This is a genomic window from Mesorhizobium sp. WSM2561 (genome assembly GCF_000513915.1).
GTDB lineage: Bacteria > Pseudomonadota > Alphaproteobacteria > Rhizobiales > Rhizobiaceae > Mesorhizobium > Mesorhizobium muleiense.
In genome coordinates this window covers 31,033-54,375 of the sequence record NZ_AZUX01000043.1, presented here as the reverse complement: position 1 = coordinate 54,375, position 23,343 = coordinate 31,033, and the positions used below count along the sequence as shown (strand labels likewise).

Annotated in this window: 20 protein-coding genes and 2 pseudogenes; 7 read left to right on the top strand and 15 right to left on the bottom strand. The window is 59.7% G+C overall.

The window, feature by feature from the left end; genetic code table 11:
* From M727_RS40590 to M727_RS0127250, 3 genes and pseudogenes are all read left to right on the top strand, one after another.
* A pseudogene (locus M727_RS40590) lies at positions 1-351 on the top strand (LysR family transcriptional regulator); the annotation flags it as partial.
* Between the two features lie 345 nt (positions 352-696).
* Positions 697-1,287 (top strand): NodA family N-acyltransferase, encoded by a 591-nt coding sequence (locus M727_RS0127255; protein WP_027155288.1) that lies wholly within the window; start codon positions 697-699, stop codon positions 1,285-1,287.
* A 139-nt stretch (positions 1,288-1,426) separates the two neighbouring features.
* Positions 1,427-1,773: pseudogene (locus M727_RS0127250) on the top strand (hypothetical protein); the annotation flags it as partial.
* 62 nt (positions 1,774-1,835) lie between these two features.
* Here the strand turns inward: M727_RS0127250 and M727_RS0127245 are convergent.
* The 13 genes from M727_RS0127245 to M727_RS0127185 form a co-directional block, all read right to left on the bottom strand.
* On the bottom strand, positions 1,836-2,735 hold the full coding sequence (locus tag M727_RS0127245; protein ID WP_027155286.1) for an SIR2 family protein: 900 nt from the start codon (positions 2,733-2,735) through the stop codon (positions 1,836-1,838).
* A 38-nt stretch (positions 2,736-2,773) separates the two neighbouring features.
* Positions 2,774-2,986, bottom strand: coding sequence for a putative nitrogen fixation protein NifT (nifT, locus tag M727_RS0127240; RefSeq protein ID WP_027155285.1), 213 nt, complete (start codon positions 2,984-2,986; stop codon positions 2,774-2,776).
* On the bottom strand, positions 2,983-3,309 hold the full coding sequence (locus M727_RS0127235; RefSeq protein WP_027155284.1) for a nitrogen fixation protein NifZ: 327 nt from the start codon (positions 3,307-3,309) through the stop codon (positions 2,983-2,985). The genes nifT and M727_RS0127235 overlap by 4 nt, the downstream gene beginning before the upstream one ends.
* 70 nt (positions 3,310-3,379) lie before the next feature.
* Positions 3,380-3,574 (bottom strand): 4Fe-4S binding protein, encoded by a 195-nt coding sequence (locus tag M727_RS0127230; RefSeq protein ID WP_027155283.1) that lies wholly within the window; start codon positions 3,572-3,574, stop codon positions 3,380-3,382.
* Positions 3,575-3,610: 36 nt separating this feature from the next.
* Positions 3,611-5,062: a nitrogenase cofactor biosynthesis protein NifB gene (nifB, locus tag M727_RS0127225; RefSeq protein WP_027155282.1), complete on the bottom strand. Its 1,452-nt coding sequence runs from the start codon at positions 5,060-5,062 to the stop codon at positions 3,611-3,613.
* A gap of 240 nt (positions 5,063-5,302) precedes the next feature.
* Positions 5,303-7,006: a nif-specific transcriptional activator NifA gene (gene nifA, locus M727_RS0127220; protein WP_027155281.1), complete on the bottom strand. Its 1,704-nt coding sequence runs from the start codon at positions 7,004-7,006 to the stop codon at positions 5,303-5,305.
* 651 nt (positions 7,007-7,657) lie between these two features.
* Positions 7,658-7,957, bottom strand: a complete 300-nt coding sequence (locus M727_RS0127215) for a ferredoxin family protein (RefSeq protein ID WP_027155280.1) — start codon at positions 7,955-7,957, stop codon at positions 7,658-7,660.
* 12 nt (positions 7,958-7,969) lie between these two features.
* Positions 7,970-9,277 carry an FAD-dependent oxidoreductase gene (locus M727_RS0127210; RefSeq protein WP_027155279.1) on the bottom strand — a complete coding sequence of 436 codons (1,308 nt, stop codon included), beginning with the start codon at positions 9,275-9,277 and terminating at the stop codon, positions 7,970-7,972.
* A gap of 11 nt (positions 9,278-9,288) precedes the next feature.
* Positions 9,289-10,395 carry an electron transfer flavoprotein subunit alpha/FixB family protein gene (locus tag M727_RS0127205; RefSeq protein ID WP_027155278.1) on the bottom strand — a complete coding sequence of 369 codons (1,107 nt, stop codon included), beginning with the start codon at positions 10,393-10,395 and terminating at the stop codon, positions 9,289-9,291.
* A gap of 1 nt (position 10,396) precedes the next feature.
* Complete coding sequence (locus tag M727_RS0127200; RefSeq protein ID WP_027155277.1) at positions 10,397-11,260, bottom strand: electron transfer flavoprotein subunit beta/FixA family protein; 864 nt, start codon at positions 11,258-11,260, stop codon at positions 10,397-10,399.
* A gap of 181 nt (positions 11,261-11,441) precedes the next feature.
* Positions 11,442-11,825 carry a nitrogenase stabilizing/protective protein NifW gene (nifW, locus tag M727_RS0127195; RefSeq protein WP_027155276.1) on the bottom strand — a complete coding sequence of 128 codons (384 nt, stop codon included), beginning with the start codon at positions 11,823-11,825 and terminating at the stop codon, positions 11,442-11,444.
* Positions 11,826-11,891: 66 nt separating this feature from the next.
* Positions 11,892-13,070 (bottom strand): cysteine desulfurase NifS, encoded by a 1,179-nt coding sequence (gene nifS / locus M727_RS37655; RefSeq protein ID WP_051505764.1) that lies wholly within the window; start codon positions 13,068-13,070, stop codon positions 11,892-11,894.
* A 74-nt stretch (positions 13,071-13,144) separates the two neighbouring features.
* Positions 13,145-13,465: an iron-sulfur cluster assembly accessory protein gene (locus M727_RS0127185; RefSeq protein WP_027155275.1), complete on the bottom strand. Its 321-nt coding sequence runs from the start codon at positions 13,463-13,465 to the stop codon at positions 13,145-13,147.
* Between the two features lie 1,169 nt (positions 13,466-14,634).
* On the opposite strand from M727_RS0127185, the gene M727_RS0127175 reads away from it, so the two are divergent.
* Together M727_RS0127175 and M727_RS0127170 are read left to right on the top strand one after the other, a co-directional pair.
* The gene (locus tag M727_RS0127175) at positions 14,635-16,374 is read left to right on the top strand and encodes an ABC transporter ATP-binding protein (RefSeq protein ID WP_245269018.1); all 1,740 of its coding nucleotides are present in this window, start codon (positions 14,635-14,637) and stop codon (positions 16,372-16,374) included.
* On the top strand, positions 16,374-18,275 hold the full coding sequence (locus M727_RS0127170) for an ABC transporter ATP-binding protein (protein ID WP_027155272.1): 1,902 nt from the start codon (positions 16,374-16,376) through the stop codon (positions 18,273-18,275). Before M727_RS0127175 ends, M727_RS0127170 begins: the two co-directional genes overlap by 1 nt.
* 185 nt (positions 18,276-18,460) lie before the next feature.
* On the opposite strand, the gene rpoN is transcribed toward M727_RS0127170, so the two are convergent.
* Together rpoN and M727_RS0127160 are read right to left on the bottom strand one after the other, a co-directional pair.
* Positions 18,461-19,876 carry an RNA polymerase factor sigma-54 gene (rpoN, locus tag M727_RS0127165; protein ID WP_027155271.1) on the bottom strand — a complete coding sequence of 472 codons (1,416 nt, stop codon included), beginning with the start codon at positions 19,874-19,876 and terminating at the stop codon, positions 18,461-18,463.
* A gap of 16 nt (positions 19,877-19,892) precedes the next feature.
* The gene (locus tag M727_RS0127160) at positions 19,893-20,486 is read right to left on the bottom strand and encodes a peroxiredoxin (RefSeq protein ID WP_027155270.1); all 594 of its coding nucleotides are present in this window, start codon (positions 20,484-20,486) and stop codon (positions 19,893-19,895) included.
* Between the two features lie 760 nt (positions 20,487-21,246).
* Between M727_RS0127160 and M727_RS0127155 the strand changes: the two genes are divergently transcribed.
* Positions 21,247-21,942 (top strand): nitrogen fixation protein NifQ, encoded by a 696-nt coding sequence (locus M727_RS0127155; RefSeq protein WP_027155269.1) that lies wholly within the window; start codon positions 21,247-21,249, stop codon positions 21,940-21,942.
* A 141-nt stretch (positions 21,943-22,083) separates the two neighbouring features.
* Complete coding sequence (locus M727_RS0127150; protein WP_027155268.1) at positions 22,084-23,316, top strand: cytochrome P450; 1,233 nt, start codon at positions 22,084-22,086, stop codon at positions 23,314-23,316.
* Positions 23,317-23,343: the final 27 nt, after the last annotated feature.

Here is a 23,343-nt window from a genome sequence, read left to right as displayed (position 1 = left end):
CCCCATTTCCGGGGTGCGCTGCGACCCTCCATCGAAGAATGGTTTTTGCTCGAGCACGGTGTCGAGAGACGTATCGAAGTCGTCGTGCAGAATTTTAGCATGATCCCGCCCGTGCTATCAGGCACCGACCGTATAGCGACGGTACCGTTACGGCTGGTTACCCACTTTGCAAAATCGATACCCCTGCGGATCGTCGACCTTCCGCGGCCGCTTCCCGTATTCACCGAGGCCGTACAATGGCCCGCGCTTCATAACAACGACGTGGCAAGCATTTGGATGCGGGAAATACTATTACAGGAAGCATCCCGCTTGGCTTGTTCGCACGACGCTGGAGCGCTCAAGAGCTCCTAGTTTCGAAGAACGCAAGGAGGTTTCCGTGCTGATGTCCTTGCCCAATCCGGCCTGAGGACAGTTCTTCTAGCCGTCCTCAGCAGGGGACCGGCCGCCTGCAAACTGGGCGACATGTTTCGACTATTTTCGTGTGGTTTATACTCGCCCCCACGGCGTGGGACCTGTAGGCGGAAGGCCGTACTCGAAGGCAGGTAGCGCACTCCCATTCATGACGTCGATGGTGTTAATCCAAACAACAAATTTTACCAACCTCGGCCGGGTGTTGCATGAACCACGCCCAGAGTGAAGCAGCTGTGCCTGGCACCGGACCAGTGCTTCGAATGATGTAAGCAAGGGGTAGCGTCCATGAGCTCTGAAGTGCGGTGGAAATTGTGTTGGGAGAGTGAGCTGGAACTCTCCGATCACAAAGAACTCGCCGAGTTCTTCAGAACTATCTTTGCACGGACCGGGTCCTTCAACGCGAAGCCATTCGAAAGCCACCGCAGTTGGGCCGGTGCCAGGCCTGAGCTGCGCGCAATCGCCTACGATTCGCGCGGCGTAGCGGCTCATTTGGGCGCTCTGCGCCGTTTCATAAAGGTTGGCGATGAAGATCTGCTGGTGGCCGAGCTCGGATTATACGGTGTGCGCCAGGATCTTGAAAGGCTTGGGATAAGCCATTCAATCAGCGTCATGTATCCGACGTTGCAGCAGCTTGGCGTGCCCTTTGCTTTCGGTACCGTTCGGCACGCGATGCGCAGCCACATGGAAAGATGGTGTCGGGGCGGTCTAGCGGCCATCAAATCGGGCGTGCGCGTCCGGTCGACCCTCCGGGATGTGTTTGCCGACCTGCCGCCCACTCGCGTCGAGGACGCACTCGTGGTCGTTGTGCCAGTTGCGCGCCAGATCAATGAGTGGCCCTCGGGTACCTTGATTGACCGAAACGGCCCGGAGCTATGAAAGGACACCTATGCCCACTATCCGACAGGCCAACCAGATTTCTTGGAGCAACCGGCCGTCCTCAAACGCAGGGGCGCGGTGCTGGCACTGATCGCGGGCCCGCTGGCCCCCATCGGCCGCATGTCGAAGGAATGGGAAGGGGCCGCAACGCGCGATGCGTGCCTGCCTGGCCGATGCCGGGCAGGAGGTCGAGGAAGTTGACTGTTTCAACGCGCACGGCAGCGGCACAAAAACCAACGAAACCGGAACAGTCGCGATCAAGCGTCGCCTGCGTGATGCCATATGTGAAGGTGTCGTGCCGCCTACGGCCAACTATCGTGAGCCGGATCCCGATTGCGATCTCGACACTACGCCCAAGGTGGCGAGCGAGAGCGAGAGCGAGTGACGCTGAGCAACACTTTCGTTTTTGGCGGCACGAATGCCGTTGTGTTCCAGGAGGGTGTAGGCATCCGACACCGGACCTTGGTGACGAAGCCGTCGCCATAGGAGCGCCGCCAGCCGCACTCATCTCAGCCGGGGGCGTGATCCAGTGTCGGCTGGAGCCTGGCTCAACGGTCCTGGCCACTTGGTAACAGGCCTGAGCCGGCAAGCCGAGCCGCAGCTTCGCTTATCGGCATGTCAATGACTGTGACTGCGCACGCTGCCAGGAAACGGCGTTCGTTTCTGGTCAGCACCGACCCATCGATTAGCGCGAAATGTGGGCCGTCGGAGCGCTTCATGATCTGCCGGGCGTAGGTGCGCAGCATCTGATCGTCGAAGCGGCAGCCGACGAAGAAAAACCCCCGATTGCTGCGCCGCTGCTTCACCTGATCAGGGATCGGCGTCTGGATGTCGATGTCTGTCAGCGCTTCGACATAGTCGGAATCTGAGATCAGGAAGTTTGCCGCCGGCCTGACACTGCCATGAGGCACATAGAGGACCGTCTCAACCGGTGGTACCGCGTCGAGTTCGTTTCCGGACAAATCATAGGCTTTGGTCCAAATGTCCCTGGTTTCTTTCGCCCGCGTGACGCCTTGTATCTCGACGACATCCGTTCGGCCGGTCGCGACCAGGGCCGCGCGCATGGCGCCATCATACCAACTGTCGACGATGAGCGAGAGCGGCAGCGTGGCGAGCCAGGCGTGGAGGACCGTCGGCGCTGCCGGCCCGGCGAAGATCTCGGCCATCCAACCCTGGAGCGTCCGGCGACGCCGGCGCTGCTCAATAAACTGCGCGACAGACCACATATTGGTGCGGATCTTGGATGGAGCCGGGGCGCGCTTGGTAAGGGCCGCGGCCACCGCCTCAGGACTATGCGGTACAACGGGCTTTGCGCAGCCGAGCTGGAGGAGACCCGGGCCAAGGTAAGGAATGATCGCGTCGGCGGCGAGCGCTCCCTTGAGCAGGTCAAGCCGCGTGTCCGCATGGCTGTCCCGAGTGATTAAAAGATGGCGCGAGAAGGTGTTCATGCTCAGTCCTCTTGGCTTCATGCCGTCAATCCGCCGTCCTAATCCCCGTCGGATATTTTCCTGGCCTCAACGGTGATTGGCAGGCGCGTATCTCGCGGAAGGTCGGGCAGGACGAAGCGCCAGCCGTTCCTGAGCATTACGGCCCCGCCCCACAAGCCTTCATTCTCAACCTGAATGATCGGCTCTTCGAGATCCTTCTTGGGAACATAGGCCGACAGGCCGGCGCTGGTCCTGCGGATCATCAACTTCATCCGGCTGCTCCCTTGCTAGGAGCAGACGTAATTTCCGCGCTACGAAGAGCCCCGGCATTCTCGAGGCTCACCATTTCGCGCGCCCGCATTCCCACGACTGTGCCACGGCCGATCCATTCGACCGCATAGATGTAGAACTGCTGGAGAAAGGTGCCGATGTCACGCACGTACCCTTCGTCACCCTTCAACACGAGGTTTTCTCCGATCTCCCTGCCGGGGTAGGTGCCGTCATTCTTGATGTGGCGGGTGGCGCGGACCCGTTCACCCGGCATGAATCGTGGAGGCTTGCGGATTTCGACCTCCTGTTCGCGCCAGAGCGTCATGGCTTTTCTTCCTTTTCGCAGTTGGAGGTTGGAATGAAGAACTCAAGGCGCCTCGCGAGCCGATCAGACGTCAGGCGGGAACGCAGGTCATCTCCACCGGACAGACCGAGGCGCATTGCTGTGCATCGAAGGTGTCCTTGCATTCGGTGCACTTCTCCGCGTCGATAACGTAGGCCTCGCCTTTGAATTTGATCGCACCGGAAGGACATTCGAACTCGCAGGCACCGCATTGGGTGCATTGGGATGCGATGATCTTGAACGCCATTTTTTCTTCAACTCCTGGTCAGTTGATTGAGAGATCTCAGGCCGTCGCGGCCAATGGTTTGGCCCCAAATTCGGCGGCGTAAACCGTGCTGATCGCGGTCTCGATATGCTCATAGCCATAATCATCCATTGCCCGGATTCCGGCTCCCCTGAGCTGAGCTTTCGGGCAATCCCCGATCTTGGCGCACAGCACGACGTCTATTCCTTCGAGGGCTGCGATCACGCCTTTTAGGGTGGCATCTTCGCCCCAGCCACCGAGGCAATACTGCTCGACCGTCCGATGCCCGACCAAGCTGATTCCTTTCGGCGAGGCCTCATAGACCTGGAACTCTCTCGCGTGACCGAAGTGTGCGTTGACGCGGCCGCCGCCCTTGCTGGCCACGGCGACAAGAAGTGACTTGCCCGAGCCCGCTGCTTTGACCAGTTCGGTCGCCTCGCTTTTGGCCACCGCTCGATCGCCGCGCTCGCGCGCGACCACCTCGCGATAGGCGTCGCGCCTGCTTGCGTCATAGGTGACCTCGTCGGAGATCTGACCGAGCGTGAACTCCTGGCCACGATCGTCGCCCAGCAAGCCTACGGCATCGGCCCGGCACTGCCGGCAATGGCGCATCAATTTGGCACCGCCGTCCAGACGATCTTGAAGAGCCTTCAGCTCCATCGCCTTTGGGCCTCGCTGCCCGGTCAGGCCGTAATGGGTACCGTGCTCCCGGTTCGAAATCAGCGGCATGATGTTGTGCAGGAAGGCGCCGCGCTCCTTGACCCATTTATTGACCTCGATCAGGTGCTCGTCGTTGACGCCGGGGATCATCACTGAATTGATCTTGGTCAGGATGCCACGCGCCGTCAGCATCTCCAGGCCCAACATCTGCCGCTCGTGCAGAATCCGGGCGGCTTCGACCCCGGTGTAGCGGCGGTGCTTGTAGAAGATCCAGGGATAGATCCTTGCGCCGACTTCCGGGTCGACCATGTTGACGGTGATTGTCACGTGGTCGACATTCATGTCGCAAAGCTCGGCGACATGGTCCGGCAACGCCAGCCCGTTGGTCGAGATGCAAAGCTTGAGGTCAGGGATTTCGTTGACGATGCGTTCGAATGTGGCCTTTGTCTTGTGCCAGTCGAAGCAGGCGTCGCCCGGTCCAGCGATGCCGAGCACGGAAAGCTGCGGTACTTCATTGGCGACCGCGATCACCTTGCGCACCGCCTGATCTGGTGTCAGCTTTTCCGAGACGACCCCAGGTCGGCTCTCGTTGGCACAGTCAAACTTGCGATTGCAGTAATTGCACTGAATGTTGCAGGCCGGGGCGACCGCTACGTGCATGCGCGCGAAATAATGGTGCGCCTCTTCTGAATAGCACGGGTGGTCCTTGACCTTCTCCCAAATGGCCGGCTCCATGTCGCTAGGCCTTGCGGACGAGCCGCAGGTTGAAGACGCGCATCCAGCCGATTTCGCGGTGGTTTCGCTTTGAAGCGAAATCTTCGGTGCCGACATCGAATGGCTCTGCTCCTGGCTGACTTACACATCCAGGCGCAAGAGCTATGCCAGCCCCCAAAAGGGGACATTTACCCAAGATCTCGGCTTTTCGTGTCTGATTTGTCAGTTCGCTACGACCTGGATTTGTCCGGGTTCCGACATTGAAGGAGCGTATCGATCGACAGAGCAACGGCACCTCTGGCCCGCACAGGGCGGAGGGCACTCCGAAACTTCACATGGTTCAGACGTTAAGCTCGTCTAAAATTTTCTGACCTCGATACCGTGGCGGCGTAAAGCATAGCCGACCTGCCGCGGCGTGAGGCCCAGGATACGAGCCGCTTTTGCTTGGTTCCAGCCGGATTTTTCCAATGCGTCGAGCAGCCGGTCGCGTTCCGTCAGGCGCGGGCTGCCTATTGCGTGACCGTTGGGATCGTTCCGATCGGCCGGCAGCTGCGATCCATCTCGGTTCATGGTGCCACAAGCGAGATCGGCGACGCCATTTGGGCCCTGCGAACAGCAGGCTCCTTTCCAGATGAGCGAAGAAAGACACTGGCCATTCCTGCAGGCGAAATCCGACGGAACTATCGTCTTCGACCGGGCAAGTGTCGCCGTCCTTCGCACGCAGTTTTCCAGTTCGCGAATATTTCCAGGGAATTCGCATTGCGAGATCAAATCAAGCGCCGATGACGAGAAGGTGAGATCGCGATTGTTCTCCCTGTTGAAGCGATCGAGAAAGAATTCGGCAAGGAGTCGAATGTCTCCGGGGCGCTCCCTGAGCGGAGGCAACCTAATTGGTATCACATTGATGCGGTAATAAAGGTCGGACCTGAACTCCCCATTCAGCACAGCCTTTTCAAGGTCCTTGTTGGTGGCGCATATAAGCCGGACATCGAACTTTAGCGTTCTGGTGCCGCCGACCCGCTCCAGTTCGCCTTCCTGCAAGACGCGCAGCAGCTTAGCTTGAAAGGAAGGCGAAATCTCGCCGATTTCATCAAGCAACAGGGTTCCGCCATGCGCCAATTCGAAACGGCCGGCGCGCTGCGAGATAGCTCCAGTGAAGGCGCCCTTTTCGTGCCCAAACAGTTCCGATTCCAGGACGGTTTCAGAGAGCGCGGCGCAGTTCAACTTGACGAAGGGCTTGTTCTTCCGAGGTGAGAATTTATGGATTGCCTTTGCAAAGGCTTCCTTGCCGGTGCCGCTTTCCCCCCGCAGCAGCACGGGGGCATTCGTGCTTGCCACGACCGGGACCATTTCGAGCACCTGTCTGAGCGCGGGACTCTTCCCCACGATTCCGTCGATTTTGACGTGCGGATGCCGGTCACCATCCGTCCTTCCATCGGCGGGCGATGGTTCCGGTTTCTCTTCGACATGCCGTTGACCGTCCATGCTCGGGAGGCGATGCAGGCGGATGGTTTGGCCAACGAGTCCGGCGACGACACCTAGGAAGCCTACGTCCTCGTCATGGTGGAAGTTGGTCGAGCCGTCCCCGACGCGGTCGATCCACAATGTTCCAATGGTTTCGCCCTCAGCTTTGAGGGGGATACCAATAAAGCTAACCGGGGGAGTGTCGCCGCTCGAGGGCATCTGGGGATCAGCCTGGAATAGTTCGGACTTGCTGATATCCTGTGCGACGAACCGCGTCCCCGTGGCGACGATTTGGTCGAGCACGGCCTGCGGTATGCTGCCGCTAGTGGCTGATTGAGTTGGATGGACGTTGCCAGCAGGTACTGCAAACTCCAGCTCTCCGTCAGCCCCCAGGACAATGATTTCTCCATGACGCATTTGCACAAACGAGGAGAGCAGGGTCATGACATTGGCAAGCGTGGTCTCCAGTCGGGCGGGGGCGGTCAGGACCTTCGATATCTCGTAGATTCCCCTGAGCGAGATAGCCGTTATGCGCATGGTTTCGGTGGCGCCCCAAGGCCCTGCTTTATCGCCCTCATCCCGCCGCATGTGCCCCATGGAAGTGCCTCCGAATTTGTCTAGGATGCACTCGCCAAGCACACCTTTACGCTGAGTTTCTGAGATATGTGTCCCTAGCAATCATGACAAGATCAGGGTCGACTTGCGGCTTGCGGTTGGTGCAAACGGTCGGCCGGGGCGGCCTGTACACCCAGGCACAGATCCTTGAAGCTTGTCCGCCAGCACCGCCATCACCCGATGATGGCGCAACTCGTCGCGGTCGTTCAAGTCCTCATAGCCGAGCGATGGCGAAGATGCGCTGACCCACCAGCGTCCTCACCGCGTGCTCATCAATGCGGCATTGCGGACATCCATGAGCATTGGGCAAAGGGGCCAACCAACCCGATCGCCAGTGTCCGCCAAGCCCAGCGGAAGTGCGTCAGTATCCGAGCGTTCGTTCCACCGTCAAAACCGGCAATTGGCGTGCCGTTCAGGCAGGCGCAAAAATCGAATTGATCCGTCATCACTGTGGCTGCATCGGGGCGCTCCTCGATTAAGGCTAAGCTGTTTCGTAAAACAACTTTCCCCTTTTCGGAACCCCGATGCACTTCAACAATGCGAGAGGTGCGCGGTTAACGGGTAGAATGCGATGCGACGTGTTGCCGCAATTATAAGTTGTACCCGGGCTGCTAAGAACGCTGAATGCGCCAACTATCCGAACTTGAAGAGGACACCGAAACCGCCGCGCGGATAATTCCACGTGATCTCGCCACTCCCCTCGCACAGCACTCGGCATGTGCCACACTCCATGCACCCGTCGGCCGCGATCTCAACTTGGCCCGTGGCGTTCAGCTCATAGCATTTGGCAGGGCAGATGCGTGTCAACGCGAGCAGGTTCGCGCTCGGGCTTTGGTGAGGTCGCACCTTGATATGCGGACGCCCTGCATCAATGAGATAACGGTTTTGATATAGCTTGTCCTCGACGCGTACGGCCGGCACTGTGATCGTCATTTTTGCTCTCCCTCAGCGCCAGGCGAATGCCAGGCGAAGCGCGTCGCTGACCAGCCCCCAGCGCGAACGCGCCTTTATGAACGCAGCAGTGGTCGCTTTTTCCTTATCGATTTTCGGAGTGCCGTCGACCCGCACGAGGTTCTGCGCGGCCAGAGAAATCAGCTGCGGGTATGTCATGAAGAAATTGTGCGAGTTGGTGTGCAGCAGTGCCGGCATGTCCTTATGCTTTCGCAAGTCTTTGAGGACAAACGAATTGTCCAGCATGGTTTTGTAAAGGACGAGGTTCCGCTTGGTCATCGGGGCGTTCCGGCTCTTGACCTGAACGATCGCCTCGCCTGCGATGCGGCCGGAAGTCATGGCGAGGTTCGAACCCTCACGGTGAACCGCGTTGTTCAATTGCGCTGCATCACCGACTGCCACCCAACCATCGCCGAAGAGCTGTGGGATCGCCTTATAACCACCTTCGGGAATAAGATGGGCGGCATATTCCTTCACCTCCGAGCCCGCTATCAGCGCCCGGACCGAAGGGTGGTTCTTGAATCCGTCGAGCAGGACGTAGGGGCTCTCCATGGTGGCGGCGAAATCGGAAACGAGGCAACCGATGCCAAGTGAGATCGATTCCTTGTTGGTGTAGAGAAACGCTAACCCGGTCATGCTGCGGGAGATGGTGCCCGCCGCCTCGATCACGCAGCCTTCATTGCCCTTGAGGCCGAAGCGCTGCTCGATCACCTCTTCGGGCAGGAAATGCATTTCCTTGACGGCCAGCGCCACGGTTTCTGGCCTCGGCATTTCGCGCAGGCCCGACCGCGTGCCAAGCAGCCCGTTAACGCCTTCTGCGAGTACGACCACATCCGCCAAGATCCTTTCGCCGGCTCTGTCGGTGCGAACGCCTATGACCTTGCCCGTGATATCGTATGCGAGCTCCGTCGCCGTCGTCTCGCACAGGACGGTCGCGCCGGCCTCGCGCACCTTGCGTGAAAACCACTTGTCGAACTGGGCGCGGATGATTGTGTAACGGTTTGGCTTTGCCTCGTTGAAATCGTCGGACCGATAGTGGATCCCAGCATGGGATGTCTTGTCCATCATCCAGAAGCGCTGCTCGATCAGATGCCGCTCAAGAGGCGCGTCATCCCGGAAGTCCGGGATGATCTTCTCCAGCATGTGCGCATACATGATGGCGCCCTGGACATTCTTCGAGCCCGGATACTCGCCGCGCTCCAACTGCAACACCTTCAGGCCGCAGCTTGCCATCGTGAAGGCAGCTGCGTTCCCGGCCATGCCGGCCCCTACGACGATAGCGTCGAACTTTTCCTCGAGCATAGCCGTCTCCCTTAGCTCGCAAGCTTGTCGCGACTGTGCGGCGAGAGCCGCCGGGTGAAGGCTTCCGTCAACGCCGGCAGGAAGCGGATCGCATCGGTGGCGATACCGATATGGGCGAAATCGAAAATCGGCGCGTTCGGATCGGTATTGATGGCCACGATCAGATCGGCGCTTTCAATGCCCACCCGGTGCTGGATGGCGCCGGAAATTCCGGCCGCGATGTAGAGCTTCGGCCTGATGGTCTTGCCAGTCTGGCCGATCTGCCGTTCAGCCGGCATCCAGCCCTTCTGAACCAGCGGACGCGAACAGCCATATTCGGCGCCGAGCGCCCGCGCGAGCTTCGTCACAACCTGCAGGTTCTCCGCCCCGCCCAGCCCGAGGCCTCCCGCAACGACGACATCGGCATAGGCCAGATTTGCCTTTACCGACTGCGCATCGGGCAGGAAGCCAAGGACCTTGGTGACGATCTCGTCCTCGAGCATCGACACCTTGTGTTCGACGACCCGGCCGACCGGCTTTTCCATACGCTGCGGCATCGCCATGACTCTCGGTCGCACTGTCGCCATCTGCGGCCGGCAGTTGAGCGTATAGATGGTGCATAGCAAGGAACCCCCGAAAGTCGGCCGGGTCGCGGCAAGCGAACCGTCAGGATCCACGTCAAGTTGAGTGCAGTCAGCCGTGAGACCCGTCAGCAGGGTAGTCGCCACGGAGCCGGCAAGGTCCCGGCCACGCATGGTGGCACCCAGAAGCAGGATCTCGGGTTTGTATGTATTGACCAGGTCAGTCATTGCCCTAGTGAAGGGCTCGTTGCGATAGTCGGCGAGCAGCGGCGTCTCCACGATATAGACAAGATCGGCACCATAGGCGAAGGCCTGGGCGACGGCATACCAAGAGGCCTCTCCCGGCGGTCCGAGCACGACTCCCGCAAGCTGCACGCCAAGCTTGTCGGCCAGCTTGCGACCTTCCCCGAGCAGTTCGAAAGAAACCGGATGGACTTCGCCGCGCTCCAGCTCGATGAAGACCCAGACGTGCCGATAATCCTTGAAATGCTCGGGCAGATCCTTCTTCATGCCGGCACGACTGCCGGCAGGCGGGGTTTCTCGGTTCACGCTCGACATCCTAAGCTCCTTGCCCTGAGCCACCCTCGAAGGCCAATTCGTGTTCCAGCGCCGGCTGGCGCGCGAAAATTGCGGCAATCAGCTCGTCAGCGAGATCACGCAGCGCCTTATCTGCGGTGTCGATTTGCACCGCCTTTTCTGCCCGGCTGGTCGGGGCGAACACACGCTTCACGACAGTGGGCGATCCGCGAAGACCGCATTTGCCGAGGTCCCCGATACCGGCGTCGGCCGCACTCCACTTTACGATCTGACTGCGGGCGGCGCGCAGGGCATCGTGCAGCGAGCCGCGACGGATCTCGTTAATACCTTCCAGCACCGTAATGAGACAAGGAAGCTTGCTCTTCAGCTTCTGCGTGCCGCTCTCCGTACGGCGCTCGACCGTGATCTCGCGTGCATCGAGATCAAGGGAGGCGATCCTTGCGACGTAGGTGAGTTGCAGGAGGTCGAGGCGCTTGGCGATGCCCGGCCCGACCTGGGCAGTGTCGCCGTCTATTGTCTGCTTGCCGGTAAAGACGATGTCTGGCGGGCCGAACGTCTCACCGATCTTGCCAATTGCCTGAGAGAGGGCGAACGAGGTCGCCAGGGTGTCGGAGCCGGCAAAAAAACGGTCGGTCAGGAGCACCGCGCGGTCGGCGCCGTAGGTGAGCGCCTTGCGCAGTGCGTCCTCTGCCATAGGAGGACCCATGGTGAGCACGGTGACCTCGCCGCCATCGATGTCGCGTAGTGTGAGTGCTGCTTCAAGGGCGAACAGATCGTATGGGTTGATGATGGTCGGCACACCCTGGCGCATGATCGTGTTGGTCACCGGGTGGACGCGTATCTGCGCGGAGTCCGGGACCTGCTTGATACAGACGACGATATGCATGCGGTCTCTCTGGCTCCTATCGGGATGCGGCTTGGCGCTTCATCTCCTTGCAAGCATCATTCGTGCCAACCGCTGAGCATCGCGCCATACCTTTGAGCCGCGGCACTCTGCTTCTGAGGTGTGTCCGTGAGAGGCGGGTTTGTCGGCTTCACGACGTTGTCGTGTCGCAACCGTGTCGCGTTCACTCCTTCCCGAACGGTTTCAGGATGGAATCGAATGGGACGAAGGGGCGGCCCGGCGTGGCGGGGCGATTTGGATCGTGGTCTTTGAGCACCTTGAAGACCCGCTGCCTGAGCGGCGAGGACGTCGCGAAGTCCTCATAGGCCCGTTCCAGTGTCGCGCGCGCGCGCGCGGCGATCACCTGGTCGGTGACGCCGGAGAAGTCCTCTTCGGCGAGATATTGGCCCATGCGCTTCATGATGTGGAGCCGCGAGACATCGAGCACTTTGGCATCATAGAAGACGCCAAGGGCCACGAAGAACTCCTCCGCAGCAGACAAGCCTTTCAGCCGCGTGAGAATGTCGGTGACGTCGATGATTGGCCTTTCGGCGGGACAGTGGCTCATTGCAATCTCCCTGTTCGGTGATGATGGTCTCGGGCTCGGCTTTCTGTTCTCCACCAAGATCCGCATTCAAATGCCATCGCCGTATCCGTCGCAGGCTGGGAACGGATCACGGAGCTTCGCCACCAGTGCGGGCATGACCTCGAGCACCCGGTCGATATCCATCCCGCTGTTGTCGCGCGACAAGGAGAAGCGGATTGCCCCTTGTGCCGCGCTGCTGGCAACGTTCATTGCTTTCAGGACATGGCTGAGCTCCTGCGAGCCGCAACCGCAGGCGGAGCCAGAGGAACAGGCGATCCCCTCGCGATCGAGAAGGAGCAGCAGGCCATCGGCCTCGACGTTCTCGAAGGCGATGTTGGTTGTATTCGAGAGCCGATCCAGCGGATCGCCGGTCACGAAAGCGTCTGGAATGCGCTGGATAAGTCCGCACTCCAACCGATCGCGGAGAGACTTTATGAGCTTGCTGTCCTCATCCATGAATTTCATGGCAAGTTCGGCTGCCTTCCCAAGCCCAACGATGCCAGGGGTATTCTCCGTGCCGGCGCGCCGGTTGCGCTCCTGGTGCCCGCCCTTGATCAGCGAACGGAAGTGCACGCCGCGCTTCACATAAAGCGCACCGATCCCTTTGGGGCCGTGCAGCTTGTGACCGGAGAGCGACAGCATGTCGATTGCTGTGGATTTCAGGTCCATCGGGAGTTTACCGACCGCCTGCACCGCGTCCGTATGGAACAGGGCACCGACTTCCTTGGCCAATTCAGCAAGCTCGGCGGCAGGGAAAATCGTGCCGGTCTCATTGTTTGCCCACATGATCGAGACGATTGCCACGTTCGTGGTCAGCGCCGCCTTATAGGCGTCGACGTCGAGCCGGCCACGGTCATCGACCGGGATCTTGTGCACCTTGAGGCCGCACGTCTTCTCAAGATGCTCGCACAGCTTCAGCACAGCCGGATGCTCGACCGCGGAGGTCACGATCTCTGTGCGGTGAGGCATTACCCCCAGCCCCGAAAGGATCGCCGCATTGTTGCTTTCCGTTCCGCCCGATGTGAAGGCGATCTCATCGTCGAATTCCGCGCCGATCAGCGCTTGCACCTGCTGGCGCGCCTTTTTCATGGCCACGCTCACGGCAGCGCCAAATCCGTGCTTTGACGAAGGATTGCCGAACTGATCCATAAACAGCGGCCGCATTGCTTCATAGACTGCAGGATCCACTCGCGTGGTCGCGTTGTTATCGAGATAGACCGGCCTCATGAAGCTCTCCTTAGCTGACCGAAAACACGCATTAGGGCAGACCCGAACGTCGACGGGTCTCTTCTCTCAGGCCATCAGCCGAAGGACTTCCCACAAGCGCATTTTTCACGTCCGTTCGGGTTATCGAAGACAAAGCCAGAGGATTCGAAGCTGGTGACGAAATCGACCGTCATACCCGCGACATGGAGTTGCGAGCTTACGTCCACGAACACCCTGACGCCGCCTGTCTCGATGATCGCATCGCCCTCACGCGCGAGGCTTTCCAAGCCCATCAGATACTTCAGTCCCGCGCAGCCGCCCCCCTCGACTTTAATGCGCAGGCCTTCCGCCGGCTCCTCGGCTTGGGAAAGCGCGGTCCTTACCGCGGCGACAGCATTTTCGGTGAGCGTGATCATGGGACGCCTTCTCCTCGAGTGCGCGATGCGTTCGCCGATGGCGACGCATGTGCCGTGCCAAGGAGAAAGTTGTTTTCTAAAACAACGTGATGTTTTTAGCACCGGCACGTCGCAGGTCGTAAATCGTCGGACATCGCACAACACGCAGCCGGTGCGATGGCGTGGGTAGGGCTTTTCCCCGCGCATCCGCTCTTCCTCTAGAAATGCTGGGCACCAAACACCCGCTGTCGGCTTTGTCGAACCCACAACATCGCGGTGTCCCGCCAGCCTCTCTTCAAGCCATTGAATAATCTGGAAAGCTGTTCTGTGAGGCTCTTTCGAGGCAGTTGGCATAAGTTTTGAAGCTCCTTCGTTGCGAGGCGGCAAGAAAGCGACCGCCATTCATGTCACCCGTGACACCGCAGCGAAGGAAGGACAGCATCATGTCAGGTCTGCCTCAGATCCCCATTCAATGGGCCTCGTGGCATTTACATTGGCCACCTCCCAAAACACGTTCGCCGCCATTGTCGACCTTCGGCAAAAGATCTTGATCATCAGCTGCGACCCATCGCCGATTCCATCGGCACACCGCCGCTTCTGCTTCGACGTTTCGGAGCGCGCAGAGACCGGTAGCGAACTGATTGACGATGAGATCGCAGCCATAAAGATCGATGCCGGCGAGGCGACTACAATGGAGTCAGCTGGCTTTCGCGTGACGAGCTGCGGGACGTCCTGCCCCGCAGTCTCCTTCCCTTATCACTACCAGCGGTCTCCGCCTTCGAAACGCTGATCGACCCCGACTCCGATGTGGAAGCGATCGCATACCCGCCCGACCCATTGGGCCGCGGTATGGCAAAGATCATCCGACGCAGTGCCGTCCAATGACCATCTCGAAGGACTCGCGTCTTTCGATCACGCCGAGCTCAGCCGTTCACCTGCTCGTCACGCTGAACTTTAACGCCCGGAACACAGGAAAAATGGAACGCCAACCTTGGGTAATTGTGCTCCAGCAAGTGCTTGTGCCGGTAGGCCGCCCAACGTGCTCGCCAGTGCTGAGGCAAACAGATCTGGAACTTACGACCGTGAACAGTCATGCCGATGGCGCAGCAAACAATCCGAGGAATCCGTTCGCACATGTCGAGGCGGCGGGCTGGGGCCAGGGCCTGAGAACGCTCACGCGTATTACCTACATGAATTTGCGTCACCGGTGGCAGGTTGCTTTCGCAATTGGATCGACGTTCATCGCCGCAACCCTCCAACTGCTCATTCCTAAACTGCTCGGTCAGGCCGTTGACCAGGTCCGGATCGGTGAGGGCATCTCCGGCGGTGCCGTCGAACAAGCGCTTTGGATATCGGCTCTCCTGCTGCTCGCCGTCAGTGTGCTGCGCGGCCTATTCACATTGGCGCAGAACTACTTTGCCGAATCGGTCGGGCATCACTTCGCCTATGAGCTGCGGCTCGCCTGCTATGAGAAGATCCAGCGCCTCAGCTTCTCCTTTCACGACCAGGGGCATTCAGCCGATCTCATCACCATCTGCATGCTCGATCTCGAAGGTGTGTGCTGGTATTTCTCCACAGCGCTGGTCCGCGCTGTCCTGCTGGCCATGTTAATCGGCATTGGCGCCTACATTCTGCTCTCCACCAATCTGGAGCTCGGTGTTCTGGCGCTGAGCTTTGTGCCCTTCGTCGCATGGCGCTCATCGCGAACCCAGCTCAAGCTGCGCGCCACCTGGTTCGAACTGCAGGGGCGGCTCTCCGTTCTGAGCCGCGTCATGGAGGAAAATCTCTGCGGCATCCGCGTTGTCCGCGCTTTTGCCGCACAAGCCCATGAGATGCTGAAGTTCGAGCGTGCCTCCAAGAACGCGCTCGCACTTGCCCAGCAACGCGCCGACATCTACGCGCGCGACACTTCGGCGATGACCTTCTCCTTCTTGTTTGCCATGGGGCTGGTCCTCTGGATTGGCGGCAGCAAGGTCATCGCGGGTGAGATCAGCGTCGGAACCCTCACGACGTTCCTGACATTCATGACCGTCCTGCAAATGCCGGTCCGCCAAATCGGTTTGATGATCAACGCTTTCGCTCGCGCTTCGACATGCGGTTCACGTCTGTTCGGCTTCCTCGACCTGGACATCACGATTAAGGACGCACCCCACGCTAGTCCCCTCGAGATCAGCGAGGGCACTGTGCGCTTTGACAATGTCTCGTTCGCTTATCCTGGCGCTGAAAACCGCCAGATCCTGCGGAATATCAGTTTCCAGGCCCGTAGAGGTGAGACTGTCGCTATCGTCGGTCCACCTGGCTCGGGCAAGTCGACAATCGCTCACCTGATCCCGCGTTTTTACGATGTCACCGGCGGCACCATCACGCTTGATGGGCAAGACATCCGCAATGTCACTCTTTCCTCGCTTCGCACGGCGGTCGCGGTCGTGCAGCAAGATCCATTCTTGTTCACCACAACGGTGGAGAACAACATCGCTTATGGAGACCCCTGGGCCAACGAATCGCGGATCGAGCGCGCAAGCGAATCCGCCCAGCTGCACAACTACATCCTGGGTCTGCCCGCTGGCTACAAGACGGTCGTGGGCGAACGTGGCGTTTCCCTCTCGGGCGGCCAGCGCCAGCGTCTCACAATCGCCCGCGCGATGATGCTGCGCCCATCAGTCATTGTTTTTGACGACTCGACCGCGGCGATCGACGCGGCCACCGAACAGCGCATTCGCTCGGCCATGCGCCGTTTCGCCAAAAACCGCGTGACGATCATCATTGCCCACCGGCTGAGTTCCGTCATGCACGCCGATCAAATCCTTTTCGTTGAAAATGGCGAGATCGTCGAGCGCGGCACTCATGAAGAACTTCTGGTCAATGCAGGGCGCTATGAGGCTCTTCACAATCTTCAGACGCGCCCACGCGATGATGACGGCGCGAACTGATGTCGCAGATCGCCGACGCTGAAAGCGAACGCAACGGTGTCCGCGACGGTACGCGCCCGCCGCGCGCTGTCGTCGGCTCGCATCGGATCGAAGACGAGGTGTTCGGACAGGCTTTTGACAAGAACATTGTTCGGCGGATCTGGGCATTCGTTGAGCCTTACCGGATCAAGGCTGTTATCGCGGTTGTCGCAGTCCTGATCTGCGCCGGCGTGCAGCTTCTCATCCCGCTGATCATCCGCTACGCGGTCGAGCACGCCATCACTCCGGGAAGCCGCGATCGCTCTGCGCTGCTTGCGGCCGCTGGCGCCTTTTTTCTCGCGATTCTGGTCAATCGCGTTGCCAGCTACATGCAACAGAGCGTGATCGGCAAAATGGTCGAGGTTGTGCTCTTCGACATTCGCCGCGCCATGTTCGGCCATCTGCAGAAGGTGTCCCTTTCCTTTATGGACCAGACCGAGGTCGGACGTTTGATGTCGCGACTCCAGGGCGATGTCAGTTCAATCCAGGAATTTCTCGAGACCTCAGTGCTTTCGGTGGGCGATATCGCCCTTCTTTTCGGCATCATCTTCGTCATGCTGTGGCTGGACTTATCGTTGGGGCTCCTTACGCTTTCGGTCTTGCCAGTCCTCTTCATCGTCCGCATGGTCTGGCTGCCGAGCGCCCGCAATGCCTTCATGGCCGCGACTGAGACCAACTCGGCCACCAATGGCGCGCTGGCCGAGGCAATTCATGGCGTGCGGGCCGTCCAATCCATGGATCGCCAGCAGGTCAACTTTCTCCTCTATGACGACAAGGCCCATGCCAATCTCAAGACGCAACTGACAGCTGCCAAATACGCCCAGGTCATGGTGCCGATTGTCGATACCCTCACGGGCCTTGCCATGGCCGCCATCGTCCTGGGCGGTTCAAAGGTCGTGAACGACCCCATTGATGTGGGCGTGACCATAGCATTCCTGTTTTATATCCAGCGCTTCTTCGACCCGATCCGCTCGCTCACGCTGCAGTATTCTGTCATGCAACGCGCAATGGCGTCGGGCAAACGGCTGACAGAGGTGCTCGACCTGGACATCGAGATTCAGGACAAGCCGGACGCCAAGGCGCTTTCGCCGCAGATGGACGGTTCGGTCGAATTCAGGAATGTCACTTTCGGCTACGATCCCAAACATCCGGTGCTGAAAAACATTTCCTTGAAGATCAGCCCCGGGGAGACAGTCGGTCTGGTTGGCCCAACCGGTTCGGGCAAATCGAGCGCCATGGCACTCGTTCACCGCTTCTATGACGTCCAGCGCGGCCAAGTGCTGGTCGGCGGACATGATGTGCGCGATCTGACCCAGGAATCGCTCGGACGGCAGGTCGCCATGGTCCTGCAGGAGCCGTTCCTCTTCACGGGGACGATTTTCGACAACATCCGCTATCACAGGACGGACGTGACGCGCGACGAGGTCATCGAAGCCGCCAAAGCCGTCGGCGCCCATACCTTCATTATGAGCCTGACCGGCGGCTACGACGCCCCTCTGGGCGAGCGCGGCGGCAATCTCTCGCTTGGTCAGCGCCAGCTCATCAGTTTCGCTCGCGCTCTCGTGGCCGATGCCAAGATCCTCATCCTCGATGAAGCAACCGCCAACATCGACAGCTACACGGAAATGCTGATCCAGAAAGCTCTGACAAAGCTTCTGGAAGGCCGCACCGGCTTGGTGATTGCCCACCGTCTTGCCACGATCCGCAATGCCGACCGCATCATCGTGCTGCAGAACGGAGAAGTGATCGAAACCGGCAACCACGATCACCTGATGGCCATGGGCGGGCTGTACTTCAAACTCTACAATCTCAATTATGCCTCGTTCGACGACCTTCCCGAGGAGCAACTCGATATCACCGCGCAAACGGGGGGCCAGACTTGATGCCGCGGGCAGCTGTTCACGCGATTGCCAGGACGGGTTCAGCACCCGGCGGAGCGACCGCACCCCAGCGGGGCGCGACCTGGGCCGGACAAACGCCACAGCCACCTCTCACACCAATCAAGAACGCCCTCGACTTGAATCATGAAGCTTTCGCCGCGGGGACGAGCGGGCAGATTTGATTGCCATCAACGCCAGCCACGCTTCTCCCGGCGCCGTTGCACGGAGGAGGGGATGTTCATTGCCTCCCGGTATTTCATGACGGTGCGGCGAGCAAGGTCGATGCCGTTTTCCCTCAGCCGCACAGCAATGTCCTCATCGGAAAGCACGGCATCTTCTGCGGCGATCATCGCCTTGATCTGATGGCGAACGGCTGAGGCGGAGTGGGCGTCGCCGCCTCCGCAAGAGCCGATGGCGACGCTGAAAAAATACTTCAGTTCGAACACGCCGCGCGGCGTGGACATGTACTTGTTCGACGTCACCCGGCTGACAGTCGACTCATGCATGTTGATAGCATCAGCGACGGTTCTGAGATTGAGGGGCCGCAGATGCGCCACGCCATGTCTCAAAAAGGCATCCTGCTGGTGCACGATCTCAGCGGCCACCTTAAGGATCGTCTTGGCGCGTTGATCGAGGCTGCGGACAAGCCAAATCGCGTTCTCCATGCATTCGTTTAGGAATGCCTGATCCTGTGGGTTATGGGCGGTGAGCCGCGAGACTTTGACGAAATAACTTTGGTCGATCAGCACCTTGGGGAGCGTGTCAGGATCAAGTTCGACATTCCATCCACCTTCGCGCGACGGCTGCACCCAGACCTCAGGTTGTATTGATTCCGGCCCTCCTGATTGGAATCGGTTGCCAGGCTTGGGATCGAGCGCACGCAGTTCGTGCAGCATGTCTACAAAGTCGTCGTCATCGACCCCGCAACGCCGCTGCAATGCCTTGAAGTCACGGTCAGCAAACATCTCGACATTGGCCACCAAAGCTGCCATCGCTGGGTCGAACCGGTCTTGCTGACGCAACTGTATTTCAAGGCACTCGCCGAGAGTTCGCCCAAATAGCCCCGGTGGGTCAAAAAGCTGCAAGGCTGCCAGAACCCTTTCCACGACAGACAGGGGAACATTCAGGATTCCCGCCAACTCCAAAAGGTCCACCCGAAGGTACCCGATGTCGTCCAGATGATTGGCAAGCGCGCCGGCAATCATCCGCTCCTGTGGGTTGAACGCGGTGAAGGCGATCTGGCGAGCGATATGTTCGTGCAGTGTTTCGGGATTGGCGACATAGCTTTCCGCGGTATGGTCTTCCCCTGACCCGGCAGCGGGTGTGTCGCGCGTTGACTTCTCTTCCCTGAGCCGCTCAGAAGGCTCGGCCCCGTTTTCGCGTTCGCCCCTGGGCGGATCCTCGCCCAAAACCGACGGGACATCACCATCAGCCTCACTGTCGTTTGGAGCCAGCTCCAAAAGGGGGTTCTTCTCGACTTGCTGCTCTACGAATTGGCGCAGTTCAATATGCGCCAGTTGCAGTAACCGAATCGACTCGATGAGTTGAGGTGTTAGAACCAGAGATTGCTTCTGGCTCTGAAGCAGGCTTGCTGAGGGCTTCATGATTATCGCAATGCCCCTAGCCTGCGCGCAACGGGCTCTGTGGGACGTTGACTCCACTAGGCCATACCGCGGCCGTGGTTTTTGCGCCCCTCAGGGTTTCAAGAATGTTCTGCGGGGACGAGACGCCATAGGGGTCGGTTTCGCAGTTGTCGGAGAAACCTTCCTCCTCGAACCATTGCTCCACCACACCATCGTTGATCACGGCGGCGTAACGCCAGGAGCGCATGCCGAAGCCGACATTGTCCTTGGCCACCAGCATACCCATCTTGCGCGTGAACTCGCCCGAGCCGTCCGGAATGAGCCGAACTTTCCGCAGCCCCAGGGCCTTGCCCCAAGCATTTATGACGAAGGCGTCGTTGACCGAGACACAGTAGATCGCCTCAACCCCCTCTTTCTCGAACTCATCATAGAGCGCTTCAAAATCCGGCACTTGGTAAGTCGAGCAAGTCGGCGTGAAGGCACCAGGCAGCGAGAACAGGATGACGCGCTTGCCCCTGAAATAGTCGTCGGAAGTTTTGTCATCCCAGCGGAACGGATTTGGCCCGCCAATAGATTCGTCGCGAATACGTATGCGAAACGTCGCGAAGGGAATTCTCTTGTTCACGGTCATCAAGTATTGCTCCTATAGAAGGGAAACTGGCGCAGTGCTTCTCTGTGGGGTCGACGCAACATCGACACTGGCCGGCATGGGTCAGGCGTTCTGCGGGGCCCGATCCTTGCCGTCTGCGGCAACGGTCAGGCTCCCGCTCTTCGGCACCCGGCGACGTCGATCTGGGTGACTTAGGTTCTCTGGCACGCCTTCTACGGCCATGCCGTTGGAAGGGGTATCGACGACGAATTGCTTGTCCTCGAGTGGTGGCCAACGTAGCCGCCAAAGGCGGTCGCATATGCGTTTGCCCAGCATTCAAGCCACATCGACATTGCCCCTCGCTCTGCAAGGCTCATCTCCTCGGTCCGTGAAGCGTTCGCTCATCTCCACGCACAGATCGTGCCAAAGGAGAAATCGCTTGTAAAACAAGGTGGCGGTTCCAATTTGCTTTGTCGCATGTCGGACATCGGACACTGCGAAGGGCAGTCGGACGGCTCGCGCAATTCCGCTTCCGCTGTGGAGCACCTTGTCCAGGTTTCCTGGGATGGCTGAACGGACGTCCCAGCGTCGGGTTTGTCGAATCGGCGACGCTCGTGTCGTCCGCGTTTTTCTGCGCTCCCACTAAACGCACGAGAAATGCCTTCCAGGTTCTTGTTGTGTCGCTGGCGGCGCAGTTGGCACGGCGTTTGAATCTGATCACCACGAGCGGCTGGACGCTGCCGGTAGGCTTTCAGGTCGCGGGCGACATCGCGGGTCGAGGCAACGAAGCAGGGAAGCAAAAATGTCAGGTCAGTCCCACGAGGGCATTATTTGGAAAACGGGCGTCACCCGCCGAGTTCGAACGCCCTATCGCCCTGATCGGTTACCACACGCACAGTCACCCGGCGCCGGCCAATGGCCTTCGATCGATCCGGCGGTCAGGTTCGACGAGCATGTCCTTGCCTGTGTCCTCTCAAGAGCGCTCGAGGAGATCAATGCCGGCGAGGCGACCGCGACACAGGCAACCGGCCTTTCGCGTGCCGATCTGCGTGATGTCCTGACGGACCGTTTCCGCCATCTCCCTATCAGTGCGTTCGCCCTGGAAGAGGCGACCGACGTGGAGCCGGAGATGGAGGAACAACTCCTACGCGACCTGCTGCTGGCGCAGGCCCGGCCGGGCGACCCGGCCAGCGCCCGGTTTGCCAAACTCATCGCCCGGCGCGCCATGCGCAATGACCATCTCTGGCAGGATCTTGGCCTTTTCAACCGGGCCGAACTCAGCCTCTTGTTCGCTACGCATTTTCCGACACTGGCAGCCGGCAACACCAAGAACATGAAATGGAAGAAGTACCTTTACCGCATGCTCTGCGAGGCTGAAGGCCTTTCCATATGCACTGCGCCCAGTTGCCGCCAATGCAATGATTTCGAAAGCTGCTTTGGCTCGGAGGAAGACGAAAGCTGCCTTGCACGGATCAGGAACGACATCGGCCTGAATTAAAAGCTGCTTCCGTCAGAGGTATGAGGCCGCCAGAGCTCACACGGCGGTGTCGCTGGGAGGAGGGAAGTTCCATCGCTTCGCACTTGTGACAGTGCGCTCGAGCCGGAGGCCGAACCCCATACGGTCCCAAGGAGGCGTCAGATGAGGAAAAATGAAGGTACGAGCAGTCCGGTCCCGGACCATGTCCCGCTCGAACTGGTAAGGGACTTCAGCCTGTTCACGTCGCCTGGGATGCCACCCACGGCCAACGGGGATCCCCACGCAGCCGTGGCCTGCGTCCATGCCGGGCCACCGATCTTTTACGCCCCCCACAACACGCGCGATGGCCGGGGTACCTGGGTCATCACGCGCGCCAGAGACCAGCGCAGGGTGCTGCAGGACACCGAAACCTTTTCCAGCCACCGCAGCATCTTCGCCTCCGCGCTCGGCGAAAACTGGCCGATGATCCCACTCGAACTTGACCCACCGGCTCATGGTATTTTTCGTTCACTACTCAACCCACTGTTTTCACCCCAGCGGGTAAGAGCGCTGGAACCAGCTGTCCGGGAGCGGGCGATCGCACTTATCGACAGGATCGCCGCCTCTGGCACAAGCTGCGATGTCATGAAGGATTTCGCCTTCCCTTTCGCGGTTAACATCTTTCTTCGTTTTCTCGGGCTATCCGACCACCGCCTCGACATATTTGTCGGCTGGGGGAAGGATCTCCTCCACGGCGAGCCTGTCAAAAGGTCGGCAGCGGCCCAGCGGATTGTCTCTTTCATCGACGACCTTGCAGCCCTCCGCCGCAAGGTACCCGTCGGTGATTTCATGACCTTCGTCGTGCAGGCTAAGGTCGAGGGTCGCCCGCTGACCGACAAGGAAGTCCGCGGCATCGGCGTGCTCGTGTTCGTCGCGGGGCTCGACACGGTCGCAGCAGCGATAGGCTTTGATTTGTCCTATCTTGCGCGCAATCCGAAAGACCAGGAATGGCTGCGGAGCAAGCCCGAACGCATCGTGCTGGCAGCCGAAGAATTGCTGCGCGCCTTTCCGACCGTGCAGATGCTCCGCGTGGCAACCAAAGATGTCGACTTCGAAGGCGCACCCATCCGCAAGGGGGACTACATTTCCTGCGCCACGATGATTGCCAATCGTGACCCGACGGAATTCGCATGCCCCGACACGGTCGATCTGGCACGAGAGGAGAATTGCCACACCGCCTTTGCCCATGGTCCCCACCGCTGCCTTGGCTCACACCTTGCACGGCGCGAGATTGTCATTGGCCTGGAGGAGTGGCTTGCGCGCATCCCGTCGTTCCGGATCAAGGAAGGTACAGCGCCCATCACCCACGGCGGCCATGTGTTCGGGATCGAAAATCTGATCCTGGATTGGTGCTGACCAACGCCGTCCCCGAGCCGGGAGAAC